At 36.5% G+C, this 14,411-nt stretch carries 14 protein-coding genes, 1 other RNA gene and 1 pseudogene; 14 read left to right on the forward strand and 2 right to left on the reverse strand.

Features of this window, described 5'->3' with window-relative positions; all coding sequences use genetic code 11:
• The first annotated feature begins 228 nt into the window (after positions 1-228).
• The 7 genes from GZH82_RS06735 to GZH82_RS06765 all read left to right on the forward strand — a co-directional run bounded on the left by GZH82_RS06735 (position 229) and on the right by GZH82_RS06765 (position 8,266).
• Positions 229-2,418, forward strand: coding sequence for a RelA/SpoT family protein (locus tag GZH82_RS06735; protein ID WP_162681833.1), 2,190 nt, complete (start codon positions 229-231; stop codon positions 2,416-2,418).
• A gap of 12 nt (positions 2,419-2,430) precedes the next feature.
• Positions 2,431-2,883, forward strand: a complete 453-nt coding sequence (gene dtd / locus GZH82_RS06740) for a D-aminoacyl-tRNA deacylase (protein WP_162681834.1) — start codon at positions 2,431-2,433, stop codon at positions 2,881-2,883.
• Positions 2,880-3,755, forward strand: a complete 876-nt coding sequence (locus GZH82_RS06745) for an N-acetylmuramoyl-L-alanine amidase family protein (RefSeq protein ID WP_162681835.1) — start codon at positions 2,880-2,882, stop codon at positions 3,753-3,755. Before dtd ends, GZH82_RS06745 begins: the two co-directional genes overlap by 4 nt.
• Positions 3,756-4,115: 360 nt before the next feature.
• A complete protein-coding gene (gene hisS / locus GZH82_RS06750) occupies positions 4,116-5,387 on the forward strand; it encodes a histidine--tRNA ligase (protein WP_162681836.1) in 1,272 nt (423 codons plus the stop codon).
• Positions 5,387-7,153 carry an aspartate--tRNA ligase gene (aspS, locus tag GZH82_RS06755; RefSeq protein ID WP_162681837.1) on the forward strand — a complete coding sequence of 589 codons (1,767 nt, stop codon included), beginning with the start codon at positions 5,387-5,389 and terminating at the stop codon, positions 7,151-7,153. The genes hisS and aspS overlap by 1 nt, the downstream gene beginning before the upstream one ends.
• A 70-nt stretch (positions 7,154-7,223) precedes the next feature.
• Positions 7,224-7,416, forward strand: a non-coding RNA gene (ssrS, locus tag GZH82_RS06760) — 6S RNA.
• An 82-nt stretch (positions 7,417-7,498) separates the two neighbouring features.
• Positions 7,499-8,266 carry a tRNA threonylcarbamoyladenosine dehydratase gene (locus tag GZH82_RS06765; protein WP_162681838.1) on the forward strand — a complete coding sequence of 256 codons (768 nt, stop codon included), beginning with the start codon at positions 7,499-7,501 and terminating at the stop codon, positions 8,264-8,266.
• A gap of 67 nt (positions 8,267-8,333) precedes the next feature.
• Here GZH82_RS06765 and GZH82_RS06770 read toward each other — a convergent pair whose 3' ends face one another.
• The gene (locus GZH82_RS06770) at positions 8,334-9,605 is read right to left on the reverse strand and encodes a replication-associated recombination protein A (protein WP_162681839.1); all 1,272 of its coding nucleotides are present in this window, start codon (positions 9,603-9,605) and stop codon (positions 8,334-8,336) included.
• A 109-nt stretch (positions 9,606-9,714) separates the two neighbouring features.
• On the opposite strand from GZH82_RS06770, the gene cymR reads away from it, so the two are divergent.
• The 7 genes and pseudogenes from cymR (at position 9,715) to GZH82_RS06800 (ending at position 13,920) form a co-directional block, all read left to right on the forward strand.
• Positions 9,715-10,134, forward strand: a complete 420-nt coding sequence (gene cymR / locus GZH82_RS06775; protein ID WP_162681840.1) for a cysteine metabolism transcriptional regulator CymR — start codon at positions 9,715-9,717, stop codon at positions 10,132-10,134.
• A 40-nt stretch (positions 10,135-10,174) separates the two neighbouring features.
• Positions 10,175-11,005: an aldo/keto reductase gene (locus GZH82_RS06780; protein WP_162681841.1), complete on the forward strand. Its 831-nt coding sequence runs from the start codon at positions 10,175-10,177 to the stop codon at positions 11,003-11,005.
• 67 nt (positions 11,006-11,072) lie between these two features.
• Positions 11,073-11,258: a CsbD family protein gene (locus GZH82_RS06785; protein ID WP_162681842.1), complete on the forward strand. Its 186-nt coding sequence runs from the start codon at positions 11,073-11,075 to the stop codon at positions 11,256-11,258.
• A 37-nt stretch (positions 11,259-11,295) separates the two neighbouring features.
• Complete coding sequence (locus GZH82_RS13935; protein WP_203232796.1) at positions 11,296-11,457, forward strand: hypothetical protein; 162 nt, start codon at positions 11,296-11,298, stop codon at positions 11,455-11,457.
• A gap of 201 nt (positions 11,458-11,658) precedes the next feature.
• A pseudogene (locus GZH82_RS14515) lies at positions 11,659-12,208 on the forward strand (group II intron reverse transcriptase/maturase); the annotation flags it as partial.
• 540 nt (positions 12,209-12,748) lie between these two features.
• Complete coding sequence (locus GZH82_RS06795) at positions 12,749-13,117, forward strand: hypothetical protein (protein ID WP_162681843.1); 369 nt, start codon at positions 12,749-12,751, stop codon at positions 13,115-13,117.
• The gene (locus GZH82_RS06800; RefSeq protein ID WP_162681844.1) at positions 13,084-13,920 is read left to right on the forward strand and encodes a serine/threonine-protein kinase; all 837 of its coding nucleotides are present in this window, start codon (positions 13,084-13,086) and stop codon (positions 13,918-13,920) included. Before GZH82_RS06795 ends, GZH82_RS06800 begins: the two co-directional genes overlap by 34 nt.
• On the opposite strand, the gene GZH82_RS06805 is transcribed toward GZH82_RS06800, so the two are convergent.
• The gene (locus GZH82_RS06805; protein WP_162681845.1) at positions 13,900-14,394 is read right to left on the reverse strand and encodes a GNAT family N-acetyltransferase; all 495 of its coding nucleotides are present in this window, start codon (positions 14,392-14,394) and stop codon (positions 13,900-13,902) included. The two genes, GZH82_RS06800 and GZH82_RS06805, sit on opposite strands and share 21 nt — an antisense overlap.
• Between the last annotated feature and the right edge of the window lie 17 nt (positions 14,395-14,411).

A 14,411-nucleotide genomic window follows, 5' to 3' on the forward strand; every position in this document is an offset into this window, starting at 1 on the left:
TTCGCATGTCGAACTTTGGTGTCATTTTTCCATTCATCGTTCGCACATTATTATTACAAAATAGTGCTTTTTCACTACAAATGATACATTTTGATGACTTTCCGTAAGAAAAATGAAGGATATTTTATAAATTACGGACTTTCTCTGAATTATGCGTTATGATTCGGTTCAATTATTTCAATTCATGTAGTATGATAGTATTATTATTGATAACGTGGGGGTGACCATATGAATAACGAATATCCATATAGTGTTGACGAAGTTTTACATAAAGCGAAACAATATTTAGATAAAGAGCAGTATGAATACGTGCTTAAAAGTTATCATATCGCTTATAAGGCACACGAAGGACAATTTCGTAAAAACGGTTTACCATATATTATGCACCCCATCCAAGTCGCAGGTATCCTAACAGAAATGCATCTTGATGGGCCTACGATTGTTGCTGGTTTTTTACATGATGTGATTGAAGACACACCTTACACTTTTGATGATGTCGCGGAAATGTTTAATGTAGAAATTGCAACGATTGTAGATGGCGTAACCAAATTGAAAAAGGTGAAGTACCGTTCTAAAGAAGAGCAACAAGCTGAAAATCATAGAAAATTATTCATTGCCATCGCTAAAGACGTGCGTGTCATTTTAGTGAAATTGGCAGACCGTTTACATAATATGCGAACATTGCGTGCGATGCCTCGTGAGAAACAAATTCGCATTTCTAAAGAGACATTAGAGATTTATGCGCCATTAGCACATCGTTTAGGGATTAATACAATTAAATGGGAGCTTGAAGACATTGCTTTAAGATATATCGATAATGTGCAGTATTTCAGAATCGTCAATCTCATGAAGAAAAAGCGTAGTGAACGTGAGGCATATATTGAAAATGCGATTGAAAATATCCGTAAAGAAATGGATATTATGGATATTGATGGTGACATTAATGGTCGTCCAAAACATATTTACAGTATTTATCGCAAAATGATGAAGCAAAAAAAGCAATTCGATCAAATTTTTGATTTACTTGCTGTCCGAGTTATCGTTCATTCAATTAAAGATTGTTATGCCGTTTTAGGTCTCGTACATACTTTATGGAAACCGATGCCAGGCCGTTTTAAAGATTATATTGCGATGCCAAAGCAAAATATGTATCAATCACTGCATACAACTGTAGTAGGCCCTAATGGTGATCCCCTTGAAATTCAAATTCGTACATTTGAGATGCACGAAATTGCAGAACATGGTGTCGCTGCACATTGGGCTTATAAAGAAGGCAAACAAGTTGATAAAGATAATGAAAACTATAATAAAAAGTTAAACTGGTTGAAAGATATTGCAGAAACGGATCATACGTCTTCAGATGCACAAGAATTTATCGAGTCGATGAAGTTCGATTTACAAAGTGATAAAGTGTATGCTTTTACGCCGGCAAGTGATGTTATTGAGTTACCTTATGGTGCAGTGCCTATTGATTTTGCATATGCCATCCATAGTGAAGTCGGCAATAAAATGATTGGTGCAAAAGTAAATGGTAAAATTGTACCGATTGATTACGTGTTGCAGACAGGGGACATTGTCGAAATTCGTACGAGTAAACATTCGTATGGTCCTAGTCGAGATTGGTTAAAAATTGTCCGCTCTTCAAGTGCGAAAAGTAAGATAAAAAGTTTTTTCAAAAAGCAAGACCGTTCTTCCAATATTGAAAAAGGTAAGTTTATGGTCGAAGCAGAATTGAAAGAACAAGGATTTAGACCAGAAGAGTTATTGACTGAAAAAAATATTAGAATTGTGAATGATAAATACAATTTCGCTAATGAAGATGATTTATATGCTTCAGTTGGATTTGGTGGTGTGACAGCACTACAAATTGTAAATAAACTGTCTGAGCGCTTACGTATTGAGCATAAACAAAAAGCGTTGAATCAAGCGCAAGAAGTGACAAAAGCTGCACCGATTAAAGATTCTATTACGACAGATTCAGGCGTCTATGTGGCGGGCCTGGATAATGTATTAATTAAATTGTCTAAATGTTGTAACCCGATTCCTGGTGACCGTATTGTCGGTTATATTACGAAAGGTCACGGCATCAAAGTTCACCGTACAGATTGTCCGAATATAAAAAACGAAAATGAACGGTTAATCGATGTAGAATGGGTGAAATCTAAAGATGCTTCACAAAAATATCAAGTCGATTTAGAAGTAACTGCATACGATCGCAATGGCTTACTCAATGAGGTGCTTCAAGCTGTTAACAGTACCTCAAGTCAATTGATTAAAGTTGCTGGGAAATCGGACGTTGATAGAAATGCTGTCATTCATTTAAGTATTATGGTAAAAAATGTACATGAAGTATATAAAGTTGCAGATAAAATTAAACAACTCGGGGATATTTATACAGTGACGCGAGTTTGGAAATAGGAGTGCATAAAGATGAAAATCGTTGTACAAAGAGTTCAATCTGCAAGTGTTAAAAATTATCAAATAGAGCGCACAATACAACAAGGATTTTGTCTACTCGTCGGTATTGGTGAAGGGGACACTCAAGCAGATGCGGAAGTTTTAGCGAAAAAAATTGCGAACTCTCGAATTTTTGAAGATGAAAACGAAAAACTTAATTTAAATATTCAACAAATCAATGGCGAGATTTTATCTATTTCGCAATTTACATTGTATGCGGATGTGAGAAAAGGAAATCGCCCAGGTTTTACGCAAGCGATGGCGCCTGATCAAGCAAATGAACTGTATGAATATTTTAATGATCAGCTACGTGCATTTCAAATTCCAGTTGAGACAGGTGAATTTGGAACAGATATGCTTGTCAATATTCAAAATGATGGTCCTGTGACGATTATTTATGAGAGTATAGATGGCAAAGTCGTATGAAAAAGGTTGATCAGTGGTTAAAACAAAAACGCATCCATCCGCAACGTTTTTATGGCGCGTGCTTCACGATCGCATTAGTTGGTATTCTTGTCGTGTCGTATTTTGTGTTGAGGCATAGTGACGATGATCATGTCAATTTAATTGAGGACGCGGAAATTCGTACAGGTCCAAACGCAGCGTATCCAGTACTTTATCAAGTGCATAAAGGCGATGAATTTCATCAAATTGGTAAACAAGGTAAATGGATTGAAGTACGTTCAGCTCATGGTAAGCAAAAGGGATGGATTGCGGGATGGCATACAAATCTCGACATACCTGCAGATGTCAATCCACAGGCGAATCCATTGAAAAATAAAACCATTGTTCTTGATCCAGGCCATGGTGGTGGTGATCAAGGTGCCTCTAGTCGACAAGGTGACAAAACTTTAGAGAAAGATATCACATTGAAAACAGGGTTAGAACTGAAATCATTGCTTGAAAAGAAGGGCGCTAACGTGAAAATGACGCGTTCGACGGATGAATATGTAAAATTAAAAGACCGTAATCTTAAAGGTGATGTCTTTATTAGTATTCATAATGATGCTCTAGAAACACCGAATGCCAATGGCGCGACTGTCTATTGGTTTCATGAACAACAAGAAGGGCTCGCTCAAACGTTAAACGCGAGTATACAAAAGAAAGCGATGTTATCGAATAGAGGTACGAGACAAGAAAATTATCAAGTGTTACGACAGACGGAAATTCCTGCTGTATTGCTTGAATTAGGTTATATTAGTAATCCGACTGACACCGTGATGATGAAAGACGAAAATCATCGTCAAGTCGTTGAACAAGCGATTGTCGACGGGTTAGAAAGTTATTTTTTAAGTTAATGTCTTGAAACTGATTGAAAAAACAGTTATGATTAACAGTGAATTTTATATTTAACACCGTTTGTATTCTTGAATGAACTAAGCAAAGAACGATGTAAGAAGAGAGTCTGTCCATTGGCTGAAAGATAGACCGTCGTGCTTAGTGAGATGAACACAAGGAAAGGTACTTTATGAAAGTAAGGTCGTGTCGCTCGCGTTAAGAGTCTAGAGTGAAGAACAGTCTATATTTGATTGTTCTTAATTAGGGTGGCAACACGGCATAATAAAGTACGTCCCTTGTATGTTTAGTGCATACAGGGGGCTTTTTTTATTCAAACAAATGGCTGAAGTTAAGAATAGAAATGAAAAGGAGCGATAAAGATGATTCACATTCCACGTGGGACGCAAGATATTTTACCCGAAGAAACTGCGAAGTGGCGATATATTGAAAACCAATTGCACAAATTGATGGAAGTTTATAATTATCAAGAAATCAGAACCCCAATTTTTGAAAGTACCGATTTATTTGCGCGCGGTGTGGGTGACTCTACAGATGTCGTACAAAAAGAAATGTACACGTTTAAAGATAAAGGCGATCGTAGTATTACGTTACGTCCTGAGGGAACAGCTGCTGTCGTACGTAGCTATATTGAAAATAAAATGCAAGGATTACCGAACCAACCGGTGAAATTGTACTATAATGGTCCGATGTTTCGTTATGAAAGAAAGCAAAAAGGGCGTTACCGTCAATTTAATCAATTTGGTGTAGAAGCGATTGGTGCTGAAAACCCAAGTATGGACTCAGAAGTGCTTGCTATGGTAATGCACATATATCAATCATTCGGTTTGAAAAAATTAAAATTAGTGATTAACAGTGTGGGGGATGCAGAGTCACGCGTGGATTATCAAAATGCATTACGTGAACATTTCCAACCGGTCATTCACAATTATTGTAAAGACTGTCAACAACGTATCAAAACGAATCCTATGCGTATTTTAGATTGCAAAGTGGATCGTCATCAGCCTGAAATTCAAACGGCACCGTCAATTACTGACTTTTTAAATGATTACTCCAAAGATTATTTTGAAGCGGTTAAATCACACTTAGATCGTCTTGGCGTTCCATACGAAGTGGATCCAAAATTAGTGAGAGGTTTGGATTACTACACACACACTGCCTTTGAATTGATGATGGATAACGAAGCCTATGATGGTGCGATTACGACTTTATGTGGTGGTGGTCGATACAATGGCTTACTTGAATTGCTAGATGGACCGAGTGAAACGGGAATTGGTTTTGCGTTAAGTATTGAAAGATTATTACTGGCATTAGAAGAAGAAGGCATTGAATTCCCACAAACTGAGCATATTGATTTGTTTGTAGCGACGATGGGAGAGAAAGCGGATGACTTTGCAGTAACACTCCTTAATCGTCTCAGACACGCTGGCATTTCAGTGGATAAAGATTATTTATCTCGCAAGTTGAAAGGTCAAATGAAACAAGCAGACCGACTTAATGCAACCTATACGATTGTTATTGGAGATCAAGAGCTTGAAGTAGGTGAAGTCGCTGTGAAACATATGGCGACAGGTGAATCTCAAACGATGAAATTTGAAGAAATAGAAAGTTATATTCATGGAGGTAAAGAATAATGGCAAAGCGCACGACTTACTGTGGTTTAGTGACAGAAGAATTATTAGGACAAGAAATGACGTTGAAAGGATGGGTACACAATCGTCGTGATTTAGGTGGCCTTATCTTTGTAGACGTAAGGGATAGAGAAGGTTATGTACAAGTCGTTTTCAACCCAGATTTTTCAAAAGAAGCGCTTGAAGTAGCTGAACGCATTCGCTCTGAATATGTCGTTGAAATTACAGGGACAGTGACTAAAAGAGACGATGAAACAATCAATCCTAAAATTAAAACAGGACAAGTGGAAGTCCAAGCGAAATCCATTGAAATTATCAATCAATCTGAAACACCTCCGTTTGCAATTAACGAAGAAAATTTAAATGTTGATGAAAATATCCGTTTGAAATATCGTTACCTCGATTTACGTCGTGAAAAATTAGCGCAAACATTTAAAATGCGTCACCAAATTACACGTTCAATTCGCCAATTTTTAGATGGAGATGGTTTCTATGATGTTGAAACGCCTGTATTAACGAAATCTACGCCAGAGGGTGCACGTGACTATCTCGTGCCTTCACGTGTACATGACGGTGAATTTTATGCGTTACCACAATCGCCTCAATTGTTTAAACAACTTTTAATGATCAGTGGTTTTGATAAATATTACCAAATCGTCAAATGTTTCCGTGATGAAGACTTGCGTGCTGACCGTCAGCCTGAATTTACGCAAATCGATATTGAGATGAGTTTCGTTGAGCAAGAAGACGTGATTCAATTAGGTGAAGCGATGGTTAAAAACGTACTTGCGGATGTAAAAGGCATTGAAATGACTGATGCATTCCCACGTATGACTTATGCTGAAGCAATGTCACGTTATGGTACAGATAAACCTGATACACGTTTTGGTATGGAATTGTTAGACGTATCAGAATTAGGTCAAATCATGGACTTTAAAGTATTCAAAGGCGCAGTGGAAAGTGGCGGTCAAGTGAAAGCACTCGTTGTTGAAAACGCTGCAGTTGACTATACACGTAAAGATATTGACGGTTTAACAGAATTTGTAAATATTTATGGTGCGAAAGGTTTAGCGTGGGTAAAAGTAGTTGATGACGGCTTAAATGGTCCAATCGCACGTTTCTTTGATGAGAATCATGTTGCTAAATTACAAGCATTAACAGGCGCTAAAGCGGGCGACTTAGTCTTATTTGTCGCTGATTCTAAAGATGTCGTTGCACAAAGTTTAGGTGCATTACGTAATAAACTTGGAAAAGAACGCGGACTCATCGATCCAGAACAATATAACTTCTTATGGGTGACTGATTGGCCATTACTTGAATATGATGAAGAAGCACATCGTTATGTGGCAGCACACCATCCATTCACATCGCCTAAAGTAGAAGATATTGATTTATTAGAAACAGCCCCTGAACAAGCACAAGCACAAGCTTATGACCTTGTATTAAATGGTTTCGAATTAGGTGGCGGCTCAATTCGTATTCACGACGGTGAACTTCAACAACGTATGTTTAAAGCATTAGGATTCTCTGATGAAGCAGCGCAAGAACAATTCGGTTTCTTATTAGATGCGTTTAAATACGGTGCACCTCCACATGGCGGTATCGCTCTAGGCTTAGACCGCTTCGTCATGATTTTAAGTGGCCGTACAAACCTACGTGATACAATTGCGTTCCCTAAAACAGCATCTGCGACAGATTTAATGACAGATGCACCGAGTACGGTATCAGAAAGACAATTAGACGAACTATCATTACGTATCAAACATTAATTTAAATACACTGTGCGCAAACTTTTTTCTTGAATAATCATTAAAGTGTGATATGATTAACTCATAAGATAGTCATCTGTAGTGTTCGTAAGTTCGCTTTATGTATTTTGACCTAACACTCTTTGATCAGGGAGCCCAATGGGTTTTCTTGCAGCGCACACGCCTCTTTAGGAGGACGTGCAAAACAAGAAACAGGGCACCCACCTGTATATAGCAGGCCAAAATGATCAAGCACTTTACAACTACGGCATAACGGATCTATCGGTACGCAGGGCCTCGTGTCTTGCGTATTTTTTATGTGTTCATTTAAAAGGGTATATAAATTTGTAATTAAAGGAGTTTAATATGAAACATCAATTTTCTCGTAACGAACTGGCTATCGGACAAGAAGGGCTCGACAAATTAAAACAAACAACAGTCGCTGTATTAGGTGTCGGCGGGGTAGGTTCTTTTGCTGCAGAAGCTTTAGCGCGTACGAACATCGGACATATTATTTTAATAGATAAAGATGATGTAGATATTACAAATGTGAACCGCCAATTGCATGCGTTAATGACAACAGTAGGACAAAGTAAAGTGAGTCTGATGGAAGAACGTATTCGCTTAATTAACCCTGACTGTAAAGTGACGCCATTACATATGTTTTACACAGAAGAAACGTACGAACAACTTTTTGAAGATTATGATATTGATTATGTCGTTGATGCGAGCGATACAATTATTTATAAAGTGCACTTAATGGAACAATGTTTAGCGCGTGGTATTCAAATCATTTCAAGTATGGGTGCAGCGAACAAAACAGATCCAACACAATTTGAAATTGCTGATATTTCAAAAACACATACGGATCCTATTGCACGTATCATTCGAAATAAATTAAAGCAAAAAGGGATTAAAAAAGGGATCCCGGTTGTGTTTTCAGGTGAAAGCCCAATCGTGATTCGTGAAGATGTGAAGGCGGTAGTGGGTGATGCTCAAGGTAAAAACCGAAAAGCACAAATGCCGCCATCATCAAACGCTTATGTGCCAAGTGTGGTCGGTTTGATTTGTGCAAGTTATGTATGTAATGACATTTTGAAAGATATAACTGTACAACGTATTAAAGATAAATAAGTCGGAAACATTAAAAGGGGTTCATACAATATCACGTCAGAGCCCCTTTTAATATTGAAATTCACTTTCACAATTCGTTTTGCTGTTGTTTAATATTTTCGTATATTTGTTTAAATTGTTGTTCTGACTTCGATGTGTCTTTAGGTGTATAATATTGTCTTTTCTTCAACAAGTCCGGCAAATATTGTTGTGCCACGAAGCCATTTGGATAATTGTGTGGATATTGATAGCCCACTGCACGTCCTAATGCTTTAGCCCCTTGGTAATGACCATCTTTTAAATAGTCCGGCACTTGACCGACATGCCCTTTACGAATGTCACTTAACGCGGCGTCAATAGAACGAATCGCTGAATTGGATTTTGGTGAGAGACATAGTTCAATGACTGCTTGACTGAGTGGAATGCGTGCTTCTGGAAATCCTAATCTTTCAGCGGATTCGATTGCAGCTAATGTCCGTTGACCGGCACCCGGAGAAGCTAAGCCGATATCTTCATAACTGATGACAAGCAGTCTTCTCGCAATTGTAGGAAGGTCACCTGCTTGAATGAGACGTCCTAAGTAGTGAAGTGCAGCATCCACATCACTCCCTCGAATGGATTTTTGAAATGCACTCATCACGTCATAATGCATATCTCCATCTTTATCACTTAAAAACGCCCCGCGCTGTAAACAATCTTCCGCATCTTGCAATGTAATATGAGGAGGCTGGTCGTTTGCACTTAGTACTGCTAACTCTAAAGCATTTAAAGCACTGCGCACGTCACCTTGACTTTGTGTTGCAAAATATTCAAACGCATCATCGTCAATTGTACCGTTGAATTGTTTTAAGCCTCTTTCTTCATCTTCTAGTGCATTAGCTAATGCCACTTTAATATCATCTTTATCGAGAGGAAATAATTCAAAAATTTGGGCTCTTGAACGAATCGCTGGGTTAATAGCGTGATAAGGATTTGAAGTTGTTGCGCCGATGAGTACAATTTTTCCATTTTCTAAATGTGGTAATAAAAAATCTTGTTTGGCTTTGTCTAATCTATGAATTTCATCCAGTAATAAAATGACTTGTCCTGACATTTTTGCTTCATCGACAATCATTTGCATATCTTTTTTCGTGTTCGTTACAGCGTTCAATTGTCTAAACTTGAAAGCAGTACTGCCCGCTATCGCTTGAGCAATACTTGTTTTTCCGATGCCTGGAGGACCGTAAAATATCATAGATGACAACCTTTTCGCGTTGACCATACGACGAATAATCCCCGTTTCTCCAACGAGATGTTGTTGTCCAATGACTTCATCAATATTCCGTGGACGCATTCTGGAAGCGAGTGGTTCAGTCAACATCGTTATCCCTCCATTGTTATTAGTTTTGTACTCTTATATACAATGGTATTATATTAATATAAAAAATGCTAAAATAAAAATAAATCGGATGATGTAAGGTGAGGTAAAAATGAAAATATCCACTAAAGGAAGATATGGTTTAACATTAATGATCGCTTTAGCCAAACGACACGGAACAGGTTGTGTGTCATTAAAAACGATCGCAGAAGAAAATGGTTTGAGTGATCTCTATTTAGAACAACTCGTAGGCCCATTAAGAAATGCGGGTCTCATTAGAAGTGTGAGAGGTGCAAAAGGCGGGTATGAATTAAAGGTGCCAGCTACTGAAATTACTGCGGGTGATATTATCCGCTTACTTGAAGGCCCATTGACTATCGTAGAACGTATGGAATCTGAACCACCTGGTCAACAACAATTATGGTTACGCATGCGCAATGCGGTGAGAGAGGTACTTGATCAAACGACATTACAATCTCTAGCTGATTATCAAGATAAAGATGCTTTAGAAGGCTACATGTTTTATATTTAATCTCATTAGGTGCAATTTGCCAGAATTTAAGGAGGATATTATGGAACAGTTTACTTTGAAAGATGGACAATCTATCGATCAATTAGGCTTCGGTACGTATAAATTAAATGGAACAAAAGGTGCTCATGCGATGACGGATGCATTGAATTTGGGTTATCGTTTATTAGACACGGCATACAATTATGAAAATGAAGGTGCTGTTGGGAGAGCGATTCAAAATAGTCACGTGCATAGAGACGAGATTTGGGTCACTTCAAAATTACCTGGACGCTACCAAAGTGAACCGCAAGTTTATGAAACCATTCAAGAATCATTATATCGTCTTGGTTTAGACTATCTTGATTTTTACTTAATTCATTGGCCTAATCCGAAACAAGGTAAATTTGTAGAAGCATGGAAAGCAATGATTGCAGCACAAAAATCTGGATTAGTCAGATATATCGGCGTTTGTAATTTCCTACCTGAACATATTGAGCAACTTGAAAAAGAAACAGGTGTGTTACCAGCGATTAACCAAATTGAGTTACATCCTTATTTTAACCAAAAAGATATGATCGCCTATCATGAAAAGAAAGGCATCTTAACACAAGCGTGGAGTCCATTAGGTCGAGACAACGGTGTGATGGACGAACCTGTATTAAAACAACTTTCCTCAAAATATGACAAGACGGTCGCTCAAGTCATTTTAAGATGGCATATTCAAAATGGAGTCATGCCAATCCCGAAAGCGACATCATCAAAACGTCAACTTGAAAACTTTGACATTTTTGATTTCCATATCACGGATGAAGATTTACAAGCGTTTGACCAACTGACACGTGTTGACGGTCGACGCAAGAACCAAGATCCCGCTGTTTACGAAGAATTTTAATAAGATGTTTAAGCCTCTGTAGAATGTGGAATAGTTACATTGAAACATTCTTAAGGAGGCATTACTTATGGCAGATCAAGAGAATAGATTTGAACAAGCTAAAGGTAACATCAAAGAAACAGTTGGTAATGTAACAGACAACCAATCATTAGAAAATGAAGGTAAGCAAGATAAAGCTTCTGGTAAAGCTAAAGAAGTCGTTGAAAATGTAAAAGATAAAGCAAATGACATGATTGATAAGTTTAAAAAATAATTTTTGGTTAAAAAAACATGATGAAAGGATGATTATAATGGATAAAAATCAAGGTGAAGAATATTTAAACAAAGCAAAAGACGCTTATGATAAATATCAAGATAGTCAAAAAGGTGACAACAAAGATAATAAAGATGGCGGTAGTTTAGTAGATAAAGCGAAAGATGCTTTAGATAAATTTACTGGCGGCAATAAATAATCAATAGATGACAGCGGTTGTAGGTATGTGCCTACAGCCGTTTTTTGGGTGCACCCGGCATGGGTAACACCTTGACGGTGAAAGTCCGTTACAGGCTTGGTAGTAGGAACTGTTAGCGAAAGACAAGGGTGTCCATTGTGAAGTGGAATCTGAAGGAAGTCGGACGCAAACACTCGCACCGACGAACAGAAACATCATACTAAGGCTATGTGGAATGTAACAAAATTTATTGAGAAACAATTAAAGTTGATTGTCAATGAAGACAAAAGCAGAGTCGGAGCAGTCACTCGTTTAAAGTTCTTGAGTTGTCTAATAACCAAGGTCAATGGGGTTTATCGTTTCAGACCGACTACGGAAGCAAAAAGAAATTTAATACGCGCCTTAAGGAAAATAACGAAACGAAATAGACCCGGTACTTTCAAGGATATTATCACTGAAATTAACCAAGTGACGCGCGGCTAAATGTAGAGGTTTTATCAGAGGATTTATTGAAACCACTCAATCTTGGCTAAACCGCCGACTTAGACAACGCATTCTTAAACGGTGGAAAAGAGTAAGAACTCAATATAAGATGTTGCGCCAATATGGTCTTGAGCATAGAAGTGCAATGAAAATCCCACAGTCTCGCAAAAAATACTGGCGATTATCGATCACGCTCGAGGTTCATCGTGCACTTACAACAAAACAACTCCACATGTGGGGACTGATACCATTAGCCCAGCTTGCAGAGTTGGCTTACGCAAGATATTGAACCGCCGAGTACGGAACCGTATGCTCGGTGGTGTGAGAGGACGAATAGTCAGTTAATGGCTATTCTCCTACTCGATTATTTGAAGAAACTAATCCTCAATGTCCCAGCCCCTTCCGAAGTACGCTATTAATCTTGTCATATAAGGATTGATTTTAATGGTAAAAGTATTGTCTTTTTCTGTAAAAGTTAAATCTTTATTGTCCATATAATGAGCACCTACCACTATTATCATATTTTTATTATCATTGAGTGAATCACGAGTGAGAATTAGACCTAATATGTTAGTTTTAGAGACTCTGCACAAAAGTAGATAAATCATAAAAACGCTTACTTTCATAGCTTAACAATACATTCACACAGGCAAATAGTCCAACTAAGAAAATTTCATTTTACTATTTAGGAATGTATAGTATTTTGTTTATTAAAATTATGGTTAATAGCCGAAGTAGCTTATTAGTATGAAAATATTCTAGAAATAAAAAAGCGTTTACTTTTCAGAAAATAAAGAATATAATGAAACTTAAAAAGGGGGGTATTAACATGAAAAACATTGAATATGAAATTGCAGAATTAGAATTAAAGAAGTTTTTTTCATTAGTAGACAATGATCAAATGTATTATATGCCAAGATGTGTAGTAGACAAGGTGTGGCATGAGAAGTTAGAAAACGAAGAAGAATATAAAGAATTTTGCAGAAAATATAGTGAAGCTTATATACAACATAAAGAAAATAAAGGAGAAGGTATCCTTCCTTGGGTACCAAAATACGAAAACAAATTTGGTAAGCTCTCGCCTGCATGGTTTACCAATGAGGAAGGAAATGTTAATACAGAAATATATGATAAATATATAAAAGAAGGGGATATAAGAGTAGAATGGGACTGCGCACCTATATCGACTACAGACTAAAAAATATAGGACAAGAACTATATAGTTTTTGTCCTATATTTTATAATCAGAGATTTTATGACGAAAACAATGGTCAGCTTGTTAGTATAAGTAAACACAATGAAATATGGAAAATAAAAAAAGGCTCAGATTATTACATTTTAAAGAAAGCAATAAATAATAATAATATTATAATAAATAACAATAAATTGATAGAAGAGGGGAGAAAATTAAAGAGATTAAGACATGAGAATATAATTAAATGTCATAAAATATATAATTATTCTGATGTGTACTTATTATTAGAATATATAGAGGGAAATACGCTAGAACATATACTTAAATCCAGGAGACTGAATATATCATTTATATATAAGATAACAGTAGAATTGTTAACTGCAGTGAATTATTTGCATGAAAAAAATATAATTCATAATGATTTGAATCCAAGCAATCTTATATTCTCACATAAAGAAAATAAGATTGTAGTAATTGACTTAGGAATTGCTACGTATGCCAGTTCTCGAAAAAATCAGATGGGGGCGGAGCAGTTCTCTGCGCCTGAGCAGTTATTAAAACAAAAGACAACTTTTAAAACTGATGTTTGGGCCATAGGTTGTATATTATTCTATTGTATCGAAGGCCATAGACCGTTTAGAAGAAAGTATGAGCAGTTTTATAAGGATAAGCCAGTAATTTTAAAATGTATTCCTAAGTCTTTTAAAACACTCATATTATCAATGTTAGAAAAAGATCCTCACAAACGACCAACTATTCCTGAAAGCATGGAGGAAATAAACAAGTTAAAAGAATTTTATAAATGATATATCACTATCATTTATAGTTAGTTCAGAGAAATGTAAATTTTTTAAAGTTTTAATGCATCTGTGGTTATTATAATTTGTATAAGCGATGATACTTTTAAAGTCATTTACTTCTTTGGAAAGTATGTGAAAAGCTTCAACTATGTATCCGTTACCAACATGTGCGCTATCTAACCAAAACCCTAATTCGGCTTGTAGTAATGACATGTTAATTTTACGTAAAGTAATGGAGCCAATTAACTCTTGATTTTCTATTTCGAAAATATAAAATCTATACTCTTTATTTTGGGCAAAAAAATTCTGATATCCAATAATCATTTGTTCAATGTCATTAATACTTTTTACTTTCTGAACCCATGGTAAAAAAAGATTGAAGTTTAAAAAATTATTGTTAACCAAATCAAATATATCTTTTGCCATATATAAATCTGGAGATCTTAATTCAATTCTATCTCCGATAATTAACTTCTTCATAAAAGACCTCCTTTAGT

Source organism: Staphylococcus sp. MI 10-1553, from assembly GCF_010365305.1.
Lineage (GTDB): Bacteria > Bacillota > Bacilli > Staphylococcales > Staphylococcaceae > Staphylococcus.

What these genes read in the sequence shown, in the direction of transcription:
- GZH82_RS06735 (WP_162681833.1), top strand. Translation starts at nt 229, where the DNA reads ATGAATAACGAATATCCATATAGTGTTGACGAAGTTTTACATAAAGCG.
- dtd (WP_162681834.1), top strand. Translation starts at nt 2,431, where the DNA reads ATGAAAATCGTTGTACAAAGAGTTCAATCTGCAAGTGTTAAAAATTAT.
- GZH82_RS06745 (WP_162681835.1), top strand. Translation starts at nt 2,880, where the DNA reads ATGAAAAAGGTTGATCAGTGGTTAAAACAAAAACGCATCCATCCGCAA.
- hisS (WP_162681836.1), top strand. Translation starts at nt 4,116, where the DNA reads ATGATTCACATTCCACGTGGGACGCAAGATATTTTACCCGAAGAAACT.
- aspS (WP_162681837.1), top strand. Translation starts at nt 5,387, where the DNA reads ATGGCAAAGCGCACGACTTACTGTGGTTTAGTGACAGAAGAATTATTA.
- GZH82_RS06765 (WP_162681838.1), top strand. Translation starts at nt 7,499, where the DNA reads ATGAAACATCAATTTTCTCGTAACGAACTGGCTATCGGACAAGAAGGG.
- GZH82_RS06770 (WP_162681839.1), bottom strand. Translation starts at nt 9,605, where the DNA reads ATGTTGACTGAACCACTCGCTTCCAGAATGCGTCCACGGAATATTGAT.
- cymR (WP_162681840.1), top strand. Translation starts at nt 9,715, where the DNA reads ATGAAAATATCCACTAAAGGAAGATATGGTTTAACATTAATGATCGCT.
- GZH82_RS06780 (WP_162681841.1), top strand. Translation starts at nt 10,175, where the DNA reads ATGGAACAGTTTACTTTGAAAGATGGACAATCTATCGATCAATTAGGC.
- GZH82_RS06785 (WP_162681842.1), top strand. Translation starts at nt 11,073, where the DNA reads ATGGCAGATCAAGAGAATAGATTTGAACAAGCTAAAGGTAACATCAAA.
- GZH82_RS13935 (WP_203232796.1), top strand. Translation starts at nt 11,296, where the DNA reads ATGGATAAAAATCAAGGTGAAGAATATTTAAACAAAGCAAAAGACGCT.
- GZH82_RS06795 (WP_162681843.1), top strand. Translation starts at nt 12,749, where the DNA reads ATGAAAAACATTGAATATGAAATTGCAGAATTAGAATTAAAGAAGTTT.
- GZH82_RS06800 (WP_162681844.1), top strand. Translation starts at nt 13,084, where the DNA reads ATGGGACTGCGCACCTATATCGACTACAGACTAAAAAATATAGGACAA.
- GZH82_RS06805 (WP_162681845.1), bottom strand. Translation starts at nt 14,394, where the DNA reads ATGAAGAAGTTAATTATCGGAGATAGAATTGAATTAAGATCTCCAGAT.